General features: G+C 55.4%; 16 protein-coding genes, 5 pseudogenes and 1 other annotated feature. Of the genes and pseudogenes, 10 read left to right on the top strand and 11 right to left on the bottom strand.

The window, feature by feature from the left end:
• Positions 1 to 109 precede the first annotated feature (109 nt).
• Entirely contained in the window at positions 110 to 913 is an 804-nt protein-coding gene (locus INT39_RS21395; protein ID WP_193075995.1) for an alpha/beta fold hydrolase, read from the bottom strand.
• Positions 914 to 1,194: 281 nt separating this feature from the next.
• On the opposite strand from INT39_RS21395, the gene INT39_RS21390 reads away from it, so the two are divergent.
• A complete protein-coding gene (locus INT39_RS21390) occupies positions 1,195 to 2,358 on the top strand; it encodes an MFS transporter (protein WP_193075994.1) in 1,164 nt (387 codons plus the stop codon).
• A gap of 49 nt (positions 2,359 to 2,407) precedes the next feature.
• Here INT39_RS21390 and INT39_RS21385 read toward each other — a convergent pair whose 3' ends face one another.
• The gene (locus tag INT39_RS21385) at positions 2,408 to 2,854 is read right to left on the bottom strand and encodes an ester cyclase (RefSeq protein WP_193075993.1); all 447 of its coding nucleotides are present in this window, start codon (positions 2,852 to 2,854) and stop codon (positions 2,408 to 2,410) included.
• Between the two features lie 280 nt (positions 2,855 to 3,134).
• Between INT39_RS21385 and INT39_RS21380 the strand changes: the two genes are divergently transcribed.
• The 5 genes from INT39_RS21380 to gabD all read left to right on the top strand — a co-directional run bounded on the left by INT39_RS21380 (position 3,135) and on the right by gabD (position 11,225).
• Positions 3,135 to 4,754 carry a DUF1302 domain-containing protein gene (locus INT39_RS21380; protein WP_193075992.1) on the top strand — a complete coding sequence of 540 codons (1,620 nt, stop codon included), beginning with the start codon at positions 3,135 to 3,137 and terminating at the stop codon, positions 4,752 to 4,754.
• Between the two features lie 20 nt (positions 4,755 to 4,774).
• Entirely contained in the window at positions 4,775 to 6,127 is a 1,353-nt protein-coding gene (locus INT39_RS21375; RefSeq protein WP_193075991.1) for a DUF1329 domain-containing protein, read from the top strand.
• Positions 6,128 to 6,195: 68 nt separating this feature from the next.
• Positions 6,196 to 7,275 (top strand): YCF48-related protein, encoded by a 1,080-nt coding sequence (locus INT39_RS21370; RefSeq protein ID WP_193075990.1) that lies wholly within the window; start codon positions 6,196 to 6,198, stop codon positions 7,273 to 7,275.
• 5 nt (positions 7,276 to 7,280) lie between these two features.
• On the top strand, positions 7,281 to 9,734 hold the full coding sequence (locus INT39_RS21365) for an efflux RND transporter permease subunit (protein ID WP_193075989.1): 2,454 nt from the start codon (positions 7,281 to 7,283) through the stop codon (positions 9,732 to 9,734).
• A gap of 39 nt (positions 9,735 to 9,773) precedes the next feature.
• Complete coding sequence (gene gabD / locus INT39_RS21360) at positions 9,774 to 11,225, top strand: NADP-dependent succinate-semialdehyde dehydrogenase (RefSeq protein WP_193075988.1); 1,452 nt, start codon at positions 9,774 to 9,776, stop codon at positions 11,223 to 11,225.
• 55 nt (positions 11,226 to 11,280) lie between these two features.
• On the opposite strand, the gene INT39_RS21355 is transcribed toward gabD, so the two are convergent.
• From INT39_RS21355 to INT39_RS21335, 5 genes are all read right to left on the bottom strand, one after another.
• The gene (locus tag INT39_RS21355; RefSeq protein ID WP_193075987.1) at positions 11,281 to 11,628 is read right to left on the bottom strand and encodes a c-type cytochrome; all 348 of its coding nucleotides are present in this window, start codon (positions 11,626 to 11,628) and stop codon (positions 11,281 to 11,283) included.
• Positions 11,628 to 13,283, bottom strand: a complete 1,656-nt coding sequence (locus INT39_RS21350) for an FAD-binding oxidoreductase (protein WP_193075986.1) — start codon at positions 13,281 to 13,283, stop codon at positions 11,628 to 11,630. The genes INT39_RS21355 and INT39_RS21350 overlap by 1 nt, the downstream gene beginning before the upstream one ends.
• A 48-nt stretch (positions 13,284 to 13,331) precedes the next feature.
• Entirely contained in the window at positions 13,332 to 13,940 is a 609-nt protein-coding gene (locus tag INT39_RS21345) for a hypothetical protein (RefSeq protein WP_193075985.1), read from the bottom strand.
• A gap of 52 nt (positions 13,941 to 13,992) precedes the next feature.
• Entirely contained in the window at positions 13,993 to 15,279 is a 1,287-nt protein-coding gene (locus INT39_RS21340) for an FAD-dependent oxidoreductase (protein WP_193075984.1), read from the bottom strand.
• A 139-nt stretch (positions 15,280 to 15,418) separates the two neighbouring features.
• Positions 15,419 to 15,637, bottom strand: coding sequence for a hypothetical protein (locus INT39_RS21335; RefSeq protein WP_193075983.1), 219 nt, complete (start codon positions 15,635 to 15,637; stop codon positions 15,419 to 15,421).
• Between the two features lie 146 nt (positions 15,638 to 15,783).
• Here INT39_RS21335 and INT39_RS22875 point away from each other — a divergent pair.
• The 3 pseudogenes from INT39_RS22875 to zapE form a co-directional block, all read left to right on the top strand.
• Positions 15,784 to 16,011: pseudogene (locus tag INT39_RS22875) on the top strand (dioxygenase); the annotation flags it as partial.
• Positions 16,012 to 16,219: 208 nt separating this feature from the next.
• Positions 16,220 to 16,624, top strand: a pseudogene (locus tag INT39_RS22610) (hypothetical protein).
• A gap of 5 nt (positions 16,625 to 16,629) precedes the next feature.
• Positions 16,630 to 16,821, top strand: a pseudogene (zapE, locus tag INT39_RS21325) (AFG1/ZapE family ATPase); the annotation flags it as partial.
• Positions 16,822 to 16,884: 63 nt separating this feature from the next.
• Here the strand turns inward: zapE and INT39_RS21320 are convergent.
• A pseudogene (locus INT39_RS21320) lies at positions 16,885 to 17,433 on the bottom strand (glutathione S-transferase C-terminal domain-containing protein); the annotation flags it as partial.
• A 116-nt stretch (positions 17,434 to 17,549) separates the two neighbouring features.
• Here INT39_RS21320 and INT39_RS21315 point away from each other — a divergent pair.
• A pseudogene (locus tag INT39_RS21315) lies at positions 17,550 to 18,525 on the top strand (IS3 family transposase); the annotation flags it as partial.
• Positions 17,594 to 17,710: a sequence feature (AL1L pseudoknot), on the top strand. It overlaps the preceding pseudogene by 117 nt.
• 47 nt (positions 18,526 to 18,572) lie before the next feature.
• Here INT39_RS21315 and INT39_RS21310 read toward each other — a convergent pair.
• From INT39_RS21310 to INT39_RS21300, 3 genes are all read right to left on the bottom strand, one after another.
• On the bottom strand, positions 18,573 to 19,235 hold the full coding sequence (locus tag INT39_RS21310; RefSeq protein ID WP_193075982.1) for an inovirus Gp2 family protein: 663 nt from the start codon (positions 19,233 to 19,235) through the stop codon (positions 18,573 to 18,575).
• A 532-nt stretch (positions 19,236 to 19,767) separates the two neighbouring features.
• Positions 19,768 to 19,953, bottom strand: coding sequence for a helix-turn-helix transcriptional regulator (locus INT39_RS21305; protein WP_193075981.1), 186 nt, complete (start codon positions 19,951 to 19,953; stop codon positions 19,768 to 19,770).
• 48 nt (positions 19,954 to 20,001) lie between these two features.
• Positions 20,002 to 20,609: hypothetical protein (locus tag INT39_RS21300; RefSeq protein ID WP_226944958.1), on the bottom strand; the 608-nt coding region annotated here is incomplete at its 5' end.

The raw sequence follows: 20,609 nt of genomic DNA, 5'->3' as shown, positions 1-20,609 counted from the left end.
GTCATGATTGCAGCGTGCCCGCTGCCAAACATGGCTAACACCTGCCTAAAGATAGTGCGCGCCCTGGATGACCTCCTGCTTGAGCGGCACCATCCTGATGGGTACCTTTCTAGTCGATAAAATCCGCCACCGCTTCCCGCGCGGCCAGCGATTCATCCAGCAGAAGATGCCCAGCGCTGGGAAAAATGCGAACATCGGCGTGCGGTATCAAACGGTGCCAGTGCCCGGCCTGGCCGGGCGGCACGATCCGGTCATTTTCGCCCCAGGCAAGCAGGGTTGGCAGCTTGATCCGGGGCAGCCAGTCCGGTAGTTCTGGGTTGGTCACCTCTCCATTGCTGGAAATACGCGCTACCGACCCGCCCTCACGCATGCGCATTGCAGCGAACCCCTCGTCCGGACCGCTCGGCAGGAAAGGTGCAAGGGTCGCTATGTCATTGACCATCCAACCAGGAAAATCCTCTGGCGGAATCCGCAAGAAGTCTGGCTGCGGGTGCTCCTTTACATCCAGACCAGCAGGCGCAATCAACACCAGTTTTCGCAGCGTTCCGCCATGCTGAATCGCGTATTCTGCCGCCATGCGACCACCAAGAGAAAAGCCGACCAAGTTGAAGTCAGTCAACCCCATTTGCTCAAAAAGCTTCTGATAATGCTGGATATAACCCTCCATGCTGCTAATGCTAGGATTGTCAGCTGATTCCCCGAAGCCCGGATGATAAGGAAGAATGACCCGGTACCGATCAAGCCAGGTACGCGCAAAATCAATACCGTGCCAAGTACCACCACCATGCAAAAAAACCAGCGGCTGACCTTGGCCGGCGCTGTAAACGACTGTATTGCAACCATCTATAAAATATTCTTGTCGTTCAAAATCAGAATGATCGACGCGTGAATCACCGAAGCTGGATTGGGTCATACTGGACTCCTGATGCTTGTTGTTCGCAACGCTTGCAACCCCAGCCTGAGAGGCCGTTGCCGCACAGACACCTATCGTTGGATAGCGCGGCCACTGCCAACCGCTAATGGCAAACCCAAGGTGGTCACTACCCATGGATAGGTGTTTGCTTTCTAGCCACAGGCTCTCCTGTCCCTACCTACAACAACAAAAGGGGAACACCATGGATGCTGCGTCAATACTCGATATGGAGACACTCCCGGCCGTAAATGGCGCCCACCAAACAACCAGGGAGATTCGACATGCAAAGTAACTGGAGGGTGATCTTTCTAATCTACGCGTTCGGGCTATCTGCTACGTCGGCACTGGGCATGATGGGGCCAATTGTCGGCGATATAGGTGCGGCCTTTGATGTTTCCGGCCAGACCGTCGGGTTTGCCATCGCCGGGCAGTTGCTGCCGCTGGCGTTTGCCGGCGTACTGATGGGCTGGCTGATCGACAAGCTGGGACCACGCCCGCTCCTGGGACTGGGAGTGTCGATCATTGCTTTGTGCAGCCTGATCAATGCGCATACCCAGAGCTTTACTCTACTGCGAGCCACGCTACTGCTCGAAGGGATCGCTCTGGTAGCACTGCTGACGGCAGGCCAGGGCCTGCTGATGATCATTACCAAAGGTACACGCCAGATCAAGGCCATGACTCTATGGTCAACAGTGATGCCGGTGGGTTATGCACTGGGCCTGCTCCTGGTATCGCCGTTTGCTGGCAGTGACCTTTGGCAGCGCGGCTTCCTCGTACATGGCCTGATATTTCTGGCCTTGGCCTGTAGCTGCGTACTCTTGCCCAAGGTGCGCTTGCAGACTGCTCCTGGCGGCAGCCTGGCAGTTCTGCGCAACAGGAAAGTCGTGCGTTTTGGCGCGGCATTGAGTATGTCAGCTTTGGCTGGCATTGGTACCAGCGCTGTGGGCGCGCTGTACCTGCACCAGGTGCACGGTGTAGCCCTCGCCTTCAGCGCACAGATCATGGCAACGGCTAGTCTGGCCGGTGTGCTCGGCAGCGTCCTGGTGGGACTGATGCTCACTCGTGGCTGGCAAGGCCTGAGCACGGCATTGCTGGTGGTGTTGGTAGCGTTGCTCGGTGGGGTAGCTTTCTATGTGCCCTGGGGGTTCGTATCCTTGGCTACAGCCGGGGCGGTATTGTTGCAAGTGGCAGTGGGTGGCTTTATTGCCCTGACCTATGCGCTTATGCCTCGGACGCTATCTGATCCCGCAATGGCGGGTACTGCGGCGGGCCTGGTCGGTCAAATTACCGGGATTGGCGCTACCCTGTCAGCGCCGCTGTTTTTTTCCGCCCTGGCCCAAGGTCAATGGGTACTCTTTCTGGTGATCGTGGCTATGGCGTGGATTGGCAGCCTGTTGGTATTACCGGTCTGGAGCCAGCCTCGGACTGGCGAAGCACTGGCCTGAACATCGGCGAGCATGGCGGAAAATGCCATGCTCGCATGATAGGCGATGCTTAGAACATGGGATGCTGACTGATCGACTCGGTGGGTACCGATTGAATCACATCCCAATGCTCGACGATCCGCCCCTTCTCAACGCGGAAAATATCGACGATGGCGACACCTGTATCCTCAGGGCTGATCTTGCCATGCACATGGAGGAAGACGATATCGTTCTCACTGGCGACCCGCTTGACCTCATAGATGAAAAGCGGGAATTGCTGCTGGAAACGCCCCAACGCGGTGACCGCAGCTTCGGCACCGTCAGGAGCATCAGGGTTATGCTGGACATAGTCGGGTGCCACATAGCGGTCGAAGGCTTCATATAGCTGTTTTTCGACAAAGGCCAACTCGACGAAGTCGAGTACCAACTGCCGGTTTGATGAGGCCCCAGCCTGGGCGTTGATAGCACTCAGGGACAGACTGATACTCAATAGGCTGCTGGCAAGTATTGTTTTCATAGCTCTCCTCTTCCTCACACTCTGCTCTACAGATGAAATTTCTGCAGATACAAGGTATCGCCACGGCGGTATTGACCACACCTGCCAATCGATAGGCTACCGATAATTAGGGAGAAGATAGCGAGATCTATCTTTGGGTAGGTTTTAAACCATCTGAGGCTCTTTACCTTCAGGACAACAGGTAATCATTGCGGGTTGCCTGCAGCAAGGCGTCAGGAGGGCTGGCAGGCTTCGGTCAAGCCATGACTTGACGTACAACAGTCCAGGAGCAAACACAATAATGATAAAAAGTAACACTATCCCAACATATTGCCATGCATCAAGCGAGCCCACGCAGTCCCTTATTCGGTTTCCCCGCGCTGCCCTTGGCGTGGCCATTGCGTTCACTCTTGGTCTGGGATCTCAGGCACATGCTACCCAGTTCAAGATCGGTGATGAAATCACCGCAACCTGGAGCAATACTCTCAAATACTCATTAGGCATGCGTACAGGCAGCCCTAATAGCCACAATCTGGCGGAAGCCAACATCGACGACGCCGAGCATAATTTTGACCGAGGTTCATTGATGATGAACCGGGTCGATTATCTGACCGAATTCAATGCTCGTTATCGAAACTTTGGCCTGAGCCTGAGCGCTGCAGCCTGGTATGATCGGGTCTATAACACCTCGAACGATAATGACTCGCCTGGTACCTTTAATTCATTTTCAGTAGCCAATGACCGTTTCAGTTCTGATACTCGCAAATGGGCTGGCCGTAATGCCGAGATTCTCAATGCGTTCATCTCGGCCCAGTTCAAGCCGATGGACGTTCCGGTCAGTATCCGCGTCGGCCAGCACACCCTGCTCTGGGGGGAAAGCCTGTTCATTACCGACAATGGTGTAGCTGCAGCCATGGCTCCGGTGGATGCCTACAAAGCATTGAGCGTCCCCAATACCAAGGTGCAGGAGCTGTTTCTGCCGGTCAACCAGATATCCATGAGCGCCCTGTTCGAAGGGGGCTGGGCACTGGAAGGGTTCTATCAACTTGATTGGGAGAAAACCCGGATTCCGCCGGTCGGCAGCTTTCTTTCAAGCGCCGACATGCTGGATGAAGGTGGCGAACGAATCATAGCTGGCCCGGGCAGCTACTTCTATCGCGGGTCAGACGATGAGCCAGACGCTGCTCAGTACGGCCTATCGCTGCGCTGGAGACCAGCGGACCTGAACCTGGATCTGGGTGTCTACGCCATTCGCTACAACGACAAGACGCCGACCGTACGGGTGGAACCTTCTGGTGGTTTTGATCCGGTGACCGGTTCGATCGGAAGATACTTCCTGGATTACAAAGAAAAGATTGAACTGTACGGGGTCAGCGCCAACATGACCTTTGGCCAGCTCAATATCGGTAGTGAGGTGTCGTATCGCAAAGGTATTCCACTTCTGGCGGACGGTGGTGTGCTGTCGCCTGATGTATTGGGTAATACGCTGCATGCCCAGGTTTCTGCCATTTTCGTTGGCAGCGCTGGCCCTCTGTGGGACGGCATGAGCCTCGCAGGCGAGCTGGCAGGTCACAAGCTCGTCAGCGAAACACGCAACAAAGAGCAACGCGATTCCACTCTGGATGACTACGCCTACGGTATGCGTGGCGTAGCCACTTTCGATTACTACCAGGTCAGCCCAAGCCTGGACCTGCAGGTACCTATCGGGCTGGGATGGAATATCAAGGGAAGATCGCCAATTACCGCAGCATTCAACAACTACGGCTCGCACAGCGGTGGAGATATTTCGGCGGGTATCGTCGGTGTCTATCAGCAGGACTGGAGACTAGGTCTGAACTATACGCACTTCTTCGGTAGCGACTCGGATAACTATTACTCCGGTCGTGACTTCGTGATGGCTTCCATCAGCCGAACATTCTAACAAGAACGAGGGTATGACAAATGAATAACTATAAAGGAAAGCAGTGGTGGCTGGCTGCGGCGCTGGCCCAATGCATGCTGACTACGTCTGTCTGGGCTGCAGTAAGCGCAGAAGAAGCTGCTGCGCTGGGCACAACGCTGACCCCCATTGGCGCGGAACGGGCTGGTAATGAGACCGGCACCATACCAGAGTGGACGGGGGGATTCACTGGCAAACCAGAAGGTCATCGGGTTGGAAAAATGGATATTGAACCCTTCCCCAATGAACAACCGGTGTTGGTGATCAATGCAGAAAACCTTGATCAGTATCGCGATAACCTGAGCCAAAGTGTGCAGCGTCTGATTGAAACGCAAGCGGATTTTCGACTGGACGTCTACCCCACACACCGCACTGCTTCCGCTCCCCAATGGTTCTATGACTATACCGCCAAGAATGCGCTGAGCGCCCAGTTGTCCAATGGTGTCAAGTCGCTTACCGGAGCCTATGGCGGCACGCCATTCCCGATCCCGAAAAATGGTGGTGAGGTACTCTGGAACCACTTTCTGTCGTGGAAAGGGTCTGCTGTCGAACAAGAGGTCAGCATGTACATGATCGATGGCAACGGCCGCCAGTCGCTGTCCTCCTCCATACATATTCATGACATGTACCGTTACCATCTGCCGGGCGGCGAAGCAGATTTCGACGGCTTTTGGCAATGGCACCGAGCTCTGACCACCGCCCCTGGCCGCAGTGCTGGGGAAGCGCTGGTCGGCATATGGCCGGTGGACTTCCAGCGGCACCAACCGGGCTCCTGGCAGTATATGCCCGGCCAACGGCGGGTACGAAAACTGCCCAACGTGCAATTCGATACGCCTAACTTCTACGTTTCCGGCATGATGCAATTCGATGAAGCCTATGGTTTTTTTGGCTCGCCGGAACAATATGACTGGCAGTTGATTAGCAAGAAGGAAATGTACGTTCCGTACAACACCAACAAGCTGTTGACGGTCAGTCCAAAGGAGGCGTACCAGCCGGGAATCGTCAATCCAGACGCGGTTCGTTGGGAGCTGCACCGAGTATGGGAAGTAGAAGGGGTGCTCAAGGAGGGGGTTCGCAATACCGTGCCGCGTCGCCGCCTGTACATGGATGAGGATAGCTGGAACATTATTCTGGCAGACTTGTGGGACTCCCAGGATCAGCTGTATCGCGGTGCCATCGCCTACACGGGCATCAACTACGATCTGCCTGGTGTGCTGGCATTACCCATCAAAACAATGGACCACCAGCAAGGTACCTACGTCGTCGGCTCCGTCATTGATCACTATACGCCGGTTACTCCCCAGCCCCGCTCCTTCTTTACCGCCGAAGCATTGGTGCAAGACGCACTGCGCTGATATCGCTGCCCGCCACGTACCTGCACCCAGGTGCGTGGCGGGAAGTGTGCCTGAATCCCGGAGTAACTATGTCCCTACATCTTTTCAGTGCAGTGCTGCAGGTTGCGGTGATTGCTCTTGTTTGTACCTTGGCCACAGCTGCCGATATTGATCGCCCCGAGGTGCTGGATCGCCCCGTCGTCAAGGTTGATCAGCCTGCCAAGGCCTTCTTGCAAAAAGTGACACGCGCAGGTGAGCGCTTAGTCGCCGTTGGTGAGGGCGGCATCATCATTCTGTCAGACGATGATGGTGGTGTTTGGCGCCAGGCAGAAGCGCCTGCCAGTGTGTTACTGACGGATGTAGCTTTTGCCGATGCGCAACATGGTTGGGCTATTGGACATCTGGGTGTCATTTTGCGCACCGAGGATGGCGGCGAAAGCTGGGTTCACCAACTGGATGGCATCGAAGCCGCCCAGCTGGTACTTGAGCATGCTCGTCAACGTACCGCGCAAGAGGACTCGGATGACAACGCCAGGGCAGTTCGCATGGCTGAGTTTTTGGTCGAGGATGGCCCCGACAAGCCGTTTTTGACTCTCCACGTGATGTCATCCAGACAGGCGCTGGTGCTGGGAGCCTTTGGTTATGCAGTACTAACCATGGACGGCGGCCAGAACTGGGCCCCGGTTAGCGACAACTTCGAGAACCCCATGGGTATGCACTATTACGATATCGCGATTGATGGAGCTGATCGAGTGGTGGTTGGCGAGCGCGGAATGGTGCTGAAATACAGCCCAGACAAGGGCTATCAGGCTGTGGAGCAACCCTATGAGGGGACCCTTTTTGGGGTCGTAAGCGTAGGCAATGGCATCTTCGTTGCCTATGGGCTACGCGGTAATGCAATCCGCTCAACAGATGCTGGCAGTACATGGGCGCTTCTGGATACTGGTGTAACCGCTTCGTTACAGGCAGGCACTCGTTTACCCGATGGCAGCTTGCTGCTAGCTGCAGAAAACGGGCAACTCATCCTCAGTAGAGATAACGGCGCGAGCTTTCAGCCCCAGGCTGCGCGCTCCCAACCGACTGCTGGCTTGTTGTCACTGTCAGATAAGTCGGTACTGAGCGTCGGGCCGTACGGACCGCAACTGATCACACTAGCCGACAGGAAATAAACGCCATGCACACTGAAAACAAAACCGCACTGGCAACGTCATCCTTTGATCCTGCCGCAAGTGGCTTGCTGGAACATTTTCTATTCACCTATCGTGGTCTGGTGGTGCTTGCCTGCCTGCTACTGACGCTGGTGTTTGGCTATCAGACTCGCAACCTGGATCTGAATGCCAGTTTCACAGCGGTGATTCCCGTTGATCATCCCTATATCAAAAATTATATGGCCCATGAAGCTGATCTCAAGGGGCTGGGCAATACTTTGCGTGTGGTGGTTGGCAACGGTGATAACAGCATTCTGTCTGCTGATTATCTGGAAACGCTCCGTCAGATCAATGACGACATCTTCACCATGCCGGGTGTAGAACGGCCATATTTGCAGTCGCTCTGGACGCGCGGCACACGCTGGCTGGCAGTAACCGAGGAGGGGCTAGATGGCGGTCCGGTAATGCCCGACAGTTATGATGGCAGCTCCAGCAGCCTCGAAGAATTGCGATTGAACATCTTGCGTTCTGGTGAGGTAGGCCGTCTGGTAGCGGATGATTTCACCTCTAGCGCGATTATCGTGCCCTTACTCGACTATGACGCCCAAGTAGGAGAAGAGCTGGACTACGGTGCCCTGTCACAACGGCTCGAAGAACTTCGGGAGCGCTACGAGAGCCAAGGAGTCAGCATTCATGTCGTCGGTTTCGCCAAGGTCATGGGGGATCTCATTGATGGTCTGGGTAAGATCCTGGCATTCTTCGCCATTGCCGTGGCCATCGCTACCATCATGGTGTTTCTATACTGCCGTTGCGGGCGCAGTACCTGGTTGGTGGTGATCTGCTCCCTGGTCGCTGTGGTCTGGCAGTTGGGTACCTTGCCGCTAATGGGTTTCCGGCTGGACCCTTATTCGATACTGGTGCCATTCCTGATCTTTGCCATCGGTATGAGTCATGGCGCCCAAAAAATGAATGGTGTCATGCAAGATATCGGTCGTGGCATGGGCCGGGTGAATGCCGCACGCAATACCTTCCGCCGCTTATTCATGGCGGGCCTGACGGCGATTATTCTTGATGCGGTCGGTTTTGCCGTCCTGTATCTGGTGAACATTCCGGCTATTCGCGAACTGGCGATCATGGCTACTGTGGGTGTCGCTATTCTGATTTTCACCAATTTGATTCTGTTGCCGATTCTACTGACCTATGTGGGCGTCAATCCTGACGCAGCTCAGCGTGCTCTGAAAAAGGAAGAGCACGCACTCACCCATGCTGGTGGCCGTTATTCCCTGTGGCGATTCATGGCCCTTTTCACGCGCCCAAAGGTAGCGCGCGTGACCATTTTTTGTGCGCTCTTGCTAGGTATCGGTGGCCTTGTGGTTGCCAGCAATCTGCAGATCGGCGACCTGGATGCGGGTGCACCGGAACTGCGCCAAGATTCCCGCTACAACCAGGACAGCCAGTATGTGACTGCACACTACGCGACCAGCAGTGATGTGCTAGCAGTGATGGTAACCACCCTAGCTGATCAATGTGCCGCTTACGATACCTTAGTCAACGTCCGCGATCTTCAGGACAGACTGGCATCTGTTGAGGGAGTCGACTCTACAAATTCGTTCGCGAATCTGGCCCGGCAGTTGGGCTCAGCCTTTAATGAGGGCAGCTTCAAGTGGGCGGAGATCGTTCCCAACCAACGCGTACTCAACTCAATCATGACCCAGGCTCCACGTGGTCTGTTCAACCAGGACTGCAACCTGCTAACCACTTACATTTATTTGAGCGATCACAAAGCCGCGACGCTTCAAGGCGTGGTGGAGGTGATCGAAACCTTCGCCAGTGAGCACAATACCGACGAGGTGAAATTTCTTCTTGGCGCAGGCAATGCCGGCATCGAGGCTGCTACCAACCAGGTGGTCAAGCGCAACAACTACATGATCCTGTTTGGTGTCTATCTGGCCGTGATTGTCATGGGCTTGCTGGTATTCAGATCCTGGCGTGCGGTGCTGGTAGCCATGTTGCCACTCTTGCTGACCAGCATATTGACCGAGGCTCTGATGGTGGTTGCCGGTATTGGTCTTAAAGTTGCGACCTTGCCGGTGACCGCCCTCGGAGTTGGCATCGGTATCGACTACGCCATCTATATCCTCTCGGTCATGTTGGTCTGGCTGCGTCTGGGTCATTCGGTCGAGGATTCCTTCAACCGCTCACTGCAGCTGGTTGGACGGGTAGTGATGCTGACGGGCCTGACGCTGTCCGCTGGAGTGGCAACCTGGTTGTTCTCGCCCATCAAGTTCCAGGCCGATATGGGCCTGCTGCTAGCCTTCATGTTCCTGGTCAACATGATCGGGGCACTGGTACTGCTGCCGAGCCTCGCCACCTTTCTGCTCAAGCCACATAAACACCCGAGCGACGTCAGCACGTCCACCCGGCTGACCGAAACGGAATCAGATAAAACCAGTAAGCGCCATGAGCCGGCCCAGGCCTGAGCCATGCGCCGTGTCCATCAGTGAGATCAGGAGTATCGAATGCAATTGCGTGACTCTCGTTTATTTCGCCAGCAAGCCTGTATCGACGGTCGTTGGCAGACGGCGGATACAGGCCAAGTACTCACCGTCAGTAACCCGGCTACGGGTGAGGTACTCGGCAGCGTGCCAAAGATGGGATCAACCGAAACCCGCAGAGCCATCGACGCCGCCGAATGCGCGCTGCCGGCATGGCGCGCAATGACTGCCAAGGAGCGCTCGATCAAGCTCCGCCGCTGGTTCGAACTGATGCTCGAGCATCAGGAGGACTTGGCCCTGCTGATGACCCTCGAACAGGGTAAACCCTTGGCCGAGGCCCGTAGCGAGATTGTCTATGCCGCCTCCTTCATCGAGTGGTTCGCCGAAGAAGCCAAGCGAGTGTATGGCGACACCATTCCGGGGCATCAGACCGATAAGCGTATTCTGGTAATCAAGCAACCGATCGGGGTGACTGCGGCGATTACGCCGTGGAACTTCCCCGCGGCGATGATTACCCGCAAAGCTGGGCCGGCGCTAGCCGCCGGCTGTACCATGGTGCTCAAGCCAGCATCGCAGACGCCCTTTTCCGCGCTGGCGCTGGCGGAACTGGCGCTGCGTGCGGGCATCCCTGCCGGTGTACTGAATGTGGTGACAGGCAGTGCCGGTGAGGTTGGAGGTGAGCTCACCTCCAACCCTGCAGTACGCAAACTTTCTTTCACCGGATCGACTGAGATTGGTCAGCAACTGATGGTCGAATGTGCCAAGGACATCAAGAAGGTCTCCCTCGAACTAGGCGGCAACGCCCCCTTCATCGTCTTCGACGATGCCGATCTGGATGCGGCGATCGAAGGCGCACTGATCTCCAAATTCCGCAATAACGGCCAGACTTGCGTGTGCGCCAACCGGCTGTATGTGCAGGATGGGGTCTATGACGCTTTCGTGGAAAAGCTGCGCGTGGCAGTGGCTGGTCTGCAGGTCGGTGACGGCCTGGAGCCCGGTGTCACCACCGGTCCGCTCATTGATGACAAGGCAGTCGCCAAGGTGCAAGAACATATCAATGACGCCCTAGCCAAGGGCGCACGGCTGGTGGCCGGTGGCAAGGTGCATGAACTGGGTGGCCGTTTCTTCGAGCCGACGATTCTGTCTGATGTGCCCCACACCGCCCTGGTCGCCCGCGAAGAGACTTTCGGCCCGCTGGCGCCGGTGTTTCGTTTCGACAATGAGGACCAGGTGATCGCCTTGGCCAACGATACCGAGTTCGGCTTGGCATCCTATTTCTATGCCCGTGATCTTAGTCGGGTCTTTCGCGTTGCCGAGGCGCTGGAGTACGGCATGGTTGGTATCAATACGGGACTGATCTCCACCGAGTCGGCACCCTTTGGCGGCATCAAGGCCTCGGGGCTGGGGCGCGAAGGCTCCAAATACGGTATTGAGGACTATCTGGAGATCAAGTATCTCTGCTTGGGGATTCAATAGTCCGACGTCCGACAGGCATGCTCAAACAGCCACTGGCTGTTTGAGCATGGGGACTTCAGTCGTTCTTACTGATGTGGCTAGCTCTATTCAGATATGCACCAAGAGCTTGCAACTCCTGGTCGCTGATTTCAGTTTTACGAAAGAATGGCATCACCGAGATACCGTTACGTACGATGTAGGTGACCAACTCCGGTGCAAGATTGTCGCGCTCTTTTAGCGCAGCCGGTACAGCACCTTTGTAGCGTGCCTCAAGCGCCAGCGTACCGGGGTAATCGGAGCCCTTGTCATGGCAGTGCGAGCACCACTTCTGATATACCTGCCGTCCCATTTCGTTGGCGCTCAGGGGAGCCGCCAAGGCCTGTAGCAACAGGCCGGCACAGAGCAAACCGACATAACTTTTCATCAGCTTTTCTCCTTGCGCAGATGCTTCGGCCAGATACCGTAACGTCCGGGCGAGAGAATGCCGTTAGGATCCACCGCATCTTTGACCGTCTCATGGAAGCGCCGCAAGGCGTGATTGTTGAACGAATAGGTATCCATTACATCGTCCTGGAAGGCCGGTGCAGTACGGTATTCGCCCCAGCCATTTTCCGCAGCGATCAGGACAATCTTGCGGAACGCCTCACGGGTCTTCTTGTTGGTAGCCGGGTCCCGGGACATCATGAACGGAATGATGAAGATGAAGGAGCGCTCCCACGCAGGTACCGGTACGTTAAGCGCGAAAACCATCGGAATGCCCAGTTCACGCGCGGCGTTGCCGAGTACTTCGTTGATTTTCAGAATAGAAGCGCCGTCTCGGGGGATAACCGGCGAAAACCAAGCATGACCGTCAGAGGGCGGAGTGGGATTCCAGATCGAGCGTGCGCCAATAGCAAAGGTGCGCAGGTTGGGAATCCCGAATTGAGCTGGGTACTGAACCGTTTCCTTCTGCTCCTCGGTCAGCGGGAGATTGTAGAATTCGACTTCCTCAAAGCGCGCATCCTTGATCGCATGCCGGTACTGCTCCTGCACATGCTCCCACTGTGCACGGATGACCTTTTCCGGGCCATAAAAGGTAAAAGAGCAGCTCCAGAAAGGAAGGTTATTGCGTAAGCCATAGGGCTCATACTCTTGCGGTGGTGCACCGCTCTGCAATAAGCGCATATATTCCTCATCGCGCGGCTCCGGGCCATGGGCCAGAAAATCATGCAACCCTGCCAGGCTTGGAGTGCCGAGTACCGGACTGTTGAGGTCGGGATAGCCGGTAAAGATCTTGTTGTTTTCCAGGTGAGTCAGAGTATCCACCAGGGGAATCAGATCTTTGTAACGCGGCAGGTGAACCATACCCTTAAGAAAAGCATCTGGTTCAGGCATCAACCAGAAGCCCATCTTGGTGACGATGCCGAAGTTAGACTGGCTGAATATGCCGTCAACCCAAGGTCCGAATCCAGTTTTGTACATCTGCCAAGTTTCCGAGCCGGGCAGCGCGCCCATCCCTGTACGCATGACTTCTCCGTTGGCCAGCACCACTTCCATGCCACAATGGGCATCAAAATGATTTCGGAACTGAGCAGCGGTATATCCAGCGCCGCGATCTATGGCATTACCGAGCATGCTGCCCCAGCCCGGATCGGGCACGTCGATCCAGAGGCGGATATTCTTTTCCTGCAGATACTCATACATGTCGAAATAACTGACGCCAGGTTCAACCACACAATAAGCCTGCTTCTCGTTCACCTCGAGAATGCGGTTCATGCGCTTGAGATCAAGAACGACTGAGCCGGAATAGTTCGGCGCGGAGCCGCCGTACCCCAGGTTCTTGCCCGTCGAAATGGCGTAGATCGGAATTTTATACTGGTTGGCAATACGGACTATATCCTGTACTTCCTCCGTTGAGGCGGGAGCGACGGCTGCCGAGGCAACCCGTTCTTCCTCTTCACCCCAGTAGGGCGAGTAGGCGTCGCGATAGAGATGCAGGTCTTCTTCGCTAGTGAAGACCCATTCCTTACCCACAATCTGGGTAAAGCGGCGTAGTGCTTCGGTAAAATCCTGTGGACTGATACCGGGTGGTGTTAGCATGACGTGCTCCTTAAAGTGCTTCTTGTTATCTGGATGATCGGGACATGCTCAGACCCGCCGCATAGGGGCCATGACCCAGCTCACCATGGGCACTTCGAGCTGGTCACTCAGTGTCATCGGAGAGCTGATACGGGTCTGGATGCAGCGGTCCCTGGCAATATTCCAGGAGCAGGCACTGCTGTAACGCGCCATGCGCTCTTCCCAGTCAACCTGGCCGCCTAGCAACTCATTGAGTGCCTGAGCGTGGTTCATTGGGGCATTCAACTGGTGGCTGACCGTGCCGTCCGACTGTGGCATGTGCTCGGCACGCAACACCACCCGCATATCATAATCACGGCCGAGCTGTTCCAGACAGAACAAGGGTTGGCGAGCAGTCATGCCCGCGATAATGCTGGGTTGTTTGCGCCAGAGTGGGACCAGGTGCTGGCGCCACAGGCGAGTAACATCACCATCAATAGCCAAATGGCGCACTCCGATACGCTCGGCAGCGGCGGCAAAGCGTTGGGGTGCACTGAAGCGGGCGTCGGATATAACCAGACTAAGCTCAGCGTCGTCCCACCCGGAAAGTATCGAGGCCAGACTATGACCACCGAACCCTGCCAATATGGGCAGGCTGGAGCCGGCCAAGCCGACCTTGAGAAAGTTGCGTCTATTCATGAGCTGATACCAAGTTATCCGCACCACGCTTGTCGATGGTGCGGGTAAGACTTCAGGCTTTGGTCAAGGTTTTTGATTGCAGACTCACTCCGCCGTGGGCCCCAGCCGTCTGGGTCAGCCCGGCTTGGTCCTGCCGCAGCACGGTTTCCCGCCAGTCTTCTTGGTAAGGCCGCCCAGCCAGTTGGAACACCGACATCATGGCGCCACGCATCATTTCGCTGTCCGCCATCAGGTTGAACATGTTGGCTTCGTCTTCTATGCGCTTGGTGTAGTCGGCTTCCTGAGTACGACGCTTGAACTCTATGGCTGTCGGGTTGGCGATTTCGAGATAGCAGCGGCGACGTTCATAGGCATACCAGTCCAACGCATCGCTGGGGAGACGGTTGTTGAGCACACCACCCAGACAGTTGATCAACGTCATGGCATCCTGGATGCCGGAGGTGAAACCCATACCGCCGATCGGGTTGGTTGCGTGCGCCGCATCGCCGGCGAGAAAGGCTCGGCCCAGTCGATAGCTGCTGGCAGAACGCTGGTGCACTCGATAGGAATTGGCCTGAACCAGTTCGTAGGGCTCGCTGGGGTCGGGCAGGAAGTGCTGGAAGCGCTCATGGATACGTGCCAAGCGCTGCTCTTCGGTCAGCGAAGCGTCCTCACCGTAGGCGATTCGCCAGAAATTGTCCGAGATTTTGGCGATGACACACCAGTGATCAGGATCAGCGACCATCGTCGAAGCGGCATAGCCATGTTTATCGAAGTCATAAATGACATTGGTCGCCATGAATACATCATTCCAGGTGAACCCCTCAAACTCCAAGCCCATGGCTTTACGGACTTCGGAACCAGCACCATCGCAGCCGACCAGCCAGTCGGCTTCCAGTACCTGCTCACCCTGCGCTGTGCCTATGCGAACCTGCACACTATCTTCCGACTGTTCGAAGCCGAGAAACTCGGTGGACCAACGTATTTCGGTATCGGGCAGGGCAAGAAAATGCTTGAGAATAATTTCCGCCAGCACATCCTGACCGAAGTGCAGATTGTAGGCGTAGGGAGTGAGATCCTCGATAGTGCGGTAGTTCAGGCGCCCAATATTGCCGCTCAGAGGAAAACGTAAATTATATTCATAACCCCAAGCGGCTACCGCTTTGGCGTCTTCAAGCAACCCCAGCTCATCGAGGGCCTTGATAGTGGAAGGCAGATAGACCATCGCGCGAGGAGAACGGACAATATCATCCTCCTTGTCTATAACCGTTACCCTGGCTCCCTGGCGAGCCAGTCCGAGGGCTGTAATCAGGCCGGCGGGGCCCGCGCCCACGACTAGAACATGTTTACCAATAGTCATGAAAATCTCCTGACGCTGTTCATTGTTGTTATGTCCGGGCCTTGCCGTACTGCGTATTTTCAGGCGCGGCGCGGATACCATCACAAGGAGATTGTTGGCAGGGGCAACAGATAGGCGCACCTACCCAAAGATAGTGATATCAATCTGAGCTAATTGCTTCCAATGGCGCATCCGGCAATGCCTCCAATCGATGAATTTCTCGGATCAGCTCGCATAATGCCTGATGTTCCAGAACCACCTCGTAGGTTCTGCCGCCGGTGGCTCGGTGGCTTTTTTGATAGCGGATCCTGAACTCCCGACTGGAGCGGAGAAAAACGATTTCGGTCGTCTCTGATATCCGGGCAGTGGTAAAGACCATAGGTGTGTTCCTGATTCAACGGCGTGCCACCGAGTGTGTGACACCAACCGCACAGCTACGCCTATCCAAAGAAAGGGACAAATAAACTGATTTTCTTCCAGAGTACCGAGAACTGCGCTACTGACCATGGAATCAGAGTGATCAATATGACCAACCACTTTACCGAGCAACACTCAGCCACAACAGTGAATGCGCGCATGGGTGCGGATATCAACCCTCGCCTACGAACCGTCATGAGCTCGCTGATCGAACACCTGCACAGTTTTATCAGGGAAGTCGAGTTGACCGAAACCGAGTGGAACGTGGCCATCAACTTTCTGACCGCCACTGGCCAGCTCTGCTCTGATCAGCGGCAGGAATTCATTCTGCTCAGCGATACCCTGGGCGTCTCCATGCTGGTGGATGCCATTAACTACCGCCGCCCACTGGGTGCAACCGAAAAAACCGTGTTCGGTCCCTTCCATGTGGAAGGCGCTCCGATCCGTTCCATGGGCGATAATATCTGCCTGGATGGCATGGGCGACAGCTGCCTGTATCACGGACGAATTCTGGATCTTATAAGGTCAACCCATCGTCGGAGCTGTGCTCGACGCTTGGTCAGACAACGCGGACGGCTATTACGACGTGCAGCAGCCGGATACTCAGCCACAGTGGAACAACCGGGGCCGCCTCATCACCGGAGCCGATGGCCGTTACCAGTTCCGCGGCATCAAGCCGGTATCCTATCCGATCCCCGACGATGGCCCGGTCGGTCAGCTATTGGCTCACCTGGGAAGGCACGCGTAGCGCCCGGCACATATGCATTTCATGATCAATGCCGATGGCTACCAGCGCGTGGTGGCGCATACCTTCGTCAGCGACAATGAATACCTGGGCTCAGACACTGTATTCGGGGTCAAGCAATCACTGATCCAGCAATTCACGCCAAACCCGGACGGCACAACACTATGGCAAACCGAATTCGACTTTGTGCTGACACCCTCTTGATGGGGCACTCCTGCGCCGTGCGCCGGCTGATTGCTCTGGTGGATGAATGCTATGACCGGCGTGTGCCGCTGTATATCGAAGCGGACGTCCCACTGGATCAGCTATACACCGAAGGCGCCCTCACCTTCCCGTTTCGCCGCACCCTCAGCCGCCTGCAGGAAATGCAGTCAGCACGGTTCGAAGCTCATTCCAGCTAGATCATCCCACTGAAGTTGCCGGCACCCCCTCAGGCGTAGCGCAGGGGACTTCCCCCTCCTTACTCAATCAAAATCGCTGGCTGAATGCCGCTCTGGCACTAGCTCATCCAGTTCACCCCAGGTGCGGTTGACCTGGCGCCCACGTTGCACTGCCCAACGCAGTACATGGGTGTAGTTATGCGTCTCGAGGAACTCCGCAGCCTCATAGACCTGGTTGGTCGCCACACCGCCGTACCAGGGCCATATCGCCATATCGGCAATGCTGTACTCTTCCCCGGCGACGTAGCGCTTGTCGGCCAGCTGCCGGTCGAGCACATCCAGCTGACGCTTGACCTCCATGGTGTAGCGATTGATCGGATACTCGAATTTTTCCGGGGCATAGGCGTAGAAATGACCGAAGCCGCCACCGAGCAAAGGCCCACTACCCATCTGCCAGAACAGCCAGTTCAGGCACTCGGTACGCCCGGCGATGTCCTGCGGGATGAAATGACCAAACTTCTCGGCCAGGTACACCAGAATGGACCCCGACTCGAATACTCGCAGCGGTGGGTTGACGCTGGTATCCAGCAGCGCCGGGATCTTCGAGTTGGGATTGATATCGACAAAGCCGCTATGTCGGCAGAACCGAACGCAATATTGCCACCACATTCGCGGAGGCTACCCAGCGCCGATGAGTACTGCTGATCGATGAGGCAGATGGCCTGCCGTATTCCCCGGACTACAGTCACCACCGTGAGTTGCGTAAAGCGAACGAGATTCTCCGCCTGGCCAGTGCTTATTTTGCCCAGGCGGAGCTCGACCACCGCAACAAACCCTGAACGCCTTTGTCGACGAGTATCGTGACCGTTACGGAGTCGAGTCGACCTGTTGTGTGGCACAGATCGCTCCGTCCGGTTACTACCAGCATGCAGCTAGAGCCCGTCGACCCGAGCTACGAACCGCAACGAGCTGTTGAGCGATGACGTTCAGCGTGTCTGGGATGACAACATGCAGTGCTACGGCGTCGTGAAAGTGTGGAAGCAGCTCAAGCGTGAAGGTATTCACGTTGCCCGATGCACAGTGCAACGGCTGATGCGCCGGCTCGGTCTACAGGGCGTTCGGCGGGGCCATGTGATCCGTACTACCATGCCTGATACAAAGACGGCTTGCCCACTCGATAAGGTCCAGAGGCAGTTCAGTGCTGATCGGCCAAATCAGCTATGGGTCTCAGACTTTACTTACGTTTCAACCTAGCAGGGCTGGCTCTACGTGGCGTTCGTTATCGATGTCTTTGCGCGGCGAATCGTTGGCTGGCGTGTGAGCAACAGCATGAAAACGGATTTCGTTCTGGATGCCTTGGAGCAAGCCCTCTACCCTCGTCAGCCAGGACAAATGGACGGTCTGGTTCACCATAGCGATAGGGGTAGCCAATACGTCTCTATCCGTTATACGGAACGCCTCGCTGAAGCTGGAATAGAGCCCTCTGTTGGCAGCAAAGGAGACAGCTACGACAACGCCTTGGCTGAAACCATCAACGGGTTGTACAAAGCTGAGCTGATTTACCGTCAGTCCTGGCGCAGCCGAGAAGCAGTGGAAATCGCAACCTTGAAATGGGTTCACTGGTTTAACCACCAACGCCTACTGGGTTCGATCGGATATATACCGCCGGCAGAAGCTGAGGCAAACTTCTACCAACAACACATCGGTCAGGCCATGGTTGCCTGACTTAAACGGAATGGCCTCCATAAAACCCGGTGTGATTCATCAAGCCGCTACCCCCTGCTGGTACCGAACCCCCAATGCCCATTCCCATAGCACTTGGTCGCTGACTTGCATAAGTAGCTAGCCCGGTAGAACAGCTCCGGTAACCGATCCGCCTTCTCCGGATGTATATCGATTCGGTATACGGGATTGTCAGGAATATGTACCAGACCTTGCACATGCTCCACAGGCACGCCCAGCGCCCTTGCCCACGCCTCCTGCATACGACTGATCATATTGTCAGCGGTCGAGTCCAGCTTCCCCAGCGTGAAGAAGGCATCCCGGTTGAGTAGGATGAGCAAGTGGTAGTGAGGCCGCTCTCTCTGTCCCACCTCGCGCGCCCAGACGTAACGCACTTTGCTGTCATGTGCATACTTGTTGCGCTCACGAGCCCTGCACCGGTTGTGTCTGGTTTTCGCTATGAAGGAATCAAAGAATCTGCTGATGACTTCGTTGGTGTAAGCATAATCAGGCAGATCAATGCCTGTAGGCAGGCGGAGATCCGCCCTGAATGCCAGCAGCCTTGGATACTCATCCAGAGCCAGCTCGATGGTGCGCTTCAAGCGTGATAGATACTGCTCGATGAAAGGGCCCTTATCGACCATCACTGGTAGACCTTCAAAGGTATTGTCGTAATGCAAACGAAGATTAGTGTTATCGGGATGTCGGATCATGGTTACTACTCCTTGGCTAGGTTCATAACCTGTGTCCAATGAGTATTTTTTAACCGTTACCTCGTAGTGGTCTGTCTATCTGGCTATTCAAGCTTGATGAGATAGCTTGGCCTCTAGCCTTATGGGGTCATGTGTACTTGTAGCTTATTGACTCCTTGCTGGTTGTATCCCTGCATTGTGATACATGCTTCATGTACCTGGTTTCTAACCCTACGGGTGATAACCCTAAAGCATATTACCCGCACCGAAAGCCGAGCCTCCAGTAGGCTCATGAAAATCAACCTGAATTCTCCAGCCACGCCTGCACTTTTACTCTGCGCATGACTCTGGAAAGAAATCATTGACCATTCACTTTATACCCTCAAAATCCTGTACCGCCGAGAGGGTACGTGAGGAGAATCAGCACTGCTTGGCCCTTACCAAACACTGCCGTTAATCCGGCATAAATGCCATGACCAGCCACAACTGATCATGGCATTGATAGTTAGCTTCTGCGTGATTACTGCAAGTCGGTCTGGCGGACGGGAACGCACTAAGCGAGATCGCGCTCCTCGATTCTTGCCATAATCCAATCGTGCACTTCACTTTCTACCCAACCAACGCAACGGTCTCCCAGCGAGATGGGTTTCGGAAAGGCGCTCTCCCCGACGTACTTATAAATGGTTGACCGTGCCAGGCCAGTTGAATCCATGACTTCTTTCAGGCGGATGATCCTCATGAGCTGTCTCCTCTGTTGGCTCAGAGGATTGGCAGAGGCGGTAAAAAACTACTCGTTTTTCACCTTGTCACGCTGTATGAGTCCCGCCTGCACACGGACTTCGTCGGGGATATCAGCCTCGCATTCAAACCAACAAACCTCTTGATTACCCATCCCTGAATGCTCTTCGATCATCAAGCTCTGCTCCTCCCGCTCTTTCCCCCACAGCATCATGGCTATGCAGAGATAACCTCGCCTCACATATCCTGGCATAATCATGACCTTGGGTTGCAGCAGTTTCCCCTTGATGTGAGGGCGGATACGGCAGCTCCACTCCACAGCAACCTGGTATACAAGGCTACTCATTTCCTCCACCAGGTCATCAAAAACCCCACATTCAAAGCTTGATCTCCTAAAAAATCCTCGAATGTGTTCTCTGGCAAAGCTCTTAGTCTCTTCTTGCTCCAGCTTTCCGAAAGCTTGCCCAAATAAGTTTTCCAGAACGCTTGCTGCCAACCCATGCAGAAAAAACTCTATCTGCCCAAAAGCATGGAGCGGGGCGCGTCGAAATGGGCGCAGCACTTGCTGGCTAAACTGGTGACTTGCCGCGCCACGTGCATCTTGCGTATTCCGCGCCATCGTGACCACCCATTCCGTTTCAACGTGACCGCCTGTTC

The organism is Pseudomonas sp. FME51 (assembly GCF_014897305.1).
Note: the sequence above shows the minus strand (reverse complement) of the source record. Positions and strands in the feature narration are given on the sequence as shown.

Excerpts from the sequence above, each read along its gene's own strand:
- INT39_RS21395 (WP_193075995.1), bottom strand. The coding sequence starts at position 913 with ATGACCCAATCCAGCTTCGGTGATTCACGCGTCGATCATTCTGATTTT.
- INT39_RS21390 (WP_193075994.1), top strand. The coding sequence starts at position 1,195 with ATGCAAAGTAACTGGAGGGTGATCTTTCTAATCTACGCGTTCGGGCTA.
- INT39_RS21385 (WP_193075993.1), bottom strand. The coding sequence starts at position 2,854 with ATGAAAACAATACTTGCCAGCAGCCTATTGAGTATCAGTCTGTCCCTG.
- INT39_RS21380 (WP_193075992.1), top strand. The coding sequence starts at position 3,135 with ATGATAAAAAGTAACACTATCCCAACATATTGCCATGCATCAAGCGAG.
- INT39_RS21375 (WP_193075991.1), top strand. The coding sequence starts at position 4,775 with ATGAATAACTATAAAGGAAAGCAGTGGTGGCTGGCTGCGGCGCTGGCC.
- INT39_RS21370 (WP_193075990.1), top strand. The coding sequence starts at position 6,196 with ATGTCCCTACATCTTTTCAGTGCAGTGCTGCAGGTTGCGGTGATTGCT.
- INT39_RS21365 (WP_193075989.1), top strand. The coding sequence starts at position 7,281 with ATGCACACTGAAAACAAAACCGCACTGGCAACGTCATCCTTTGATCCT.
- gabD (WP_193075988.1), top strand. The coding sequence starts at position 9,774 with ATGCAATTGCGTGACTCTCGTTTATTTCGCCAGCAAGCCTGTATCGAC.
- INT39_RS21355 (WP_193075987.1), bottom strand. The coding sequence starts at position 11,628 with ATGAAAAGTTATGTCGGTTTGCTCTGTGCCGGCCTGTTGCTACAGGCC.
- INT39_RS21350 (WP_193075986.1), bottom strand. The coding sequence starts at position 13,283 with ATGCTAACACCACCCGGTATCAGTCCACAGGATTTTACCGAAGCACTA.
- INT39_RS21345 (WP_193075985.1), bottom strand. The coding sequence starts at position 13,940 with ATGAATAGACGCAACTTTCTCAAGGTCGGCTTGGCCGGCTCCAGCCTG.
- INT39_RS21340 (WP_193075984.1), bottom strand. The coding sequence starts at position 15,279 with ATGACTATTGGTAAACATGTTCTAGTCGTGGGCGCGGGCCCCGCCGGC.
- INT39_RS21335 (WP_193075983.1), bottom strand. The coding sequence starts at position 15,637 with ATGGTCTTTACCACTGCCCGGATATCAGAGACGACCGAAATCGTTTTT.
- INT39_RS21310 (WP_193075982.1), bottom strand. The coding sequence starts at position 19,235 with ATGATCCGACATCCCGATAACACTAATCTTCGTTTGCATTACGACAAT.
- INT39_RS21305 (WP_193075981.1), bottom strand. The coding sequence starts at position 19,953 with ATGAGGATCATCCGCCTGAAAGAAGTCATGGATTCAACTGGCCTGGCA.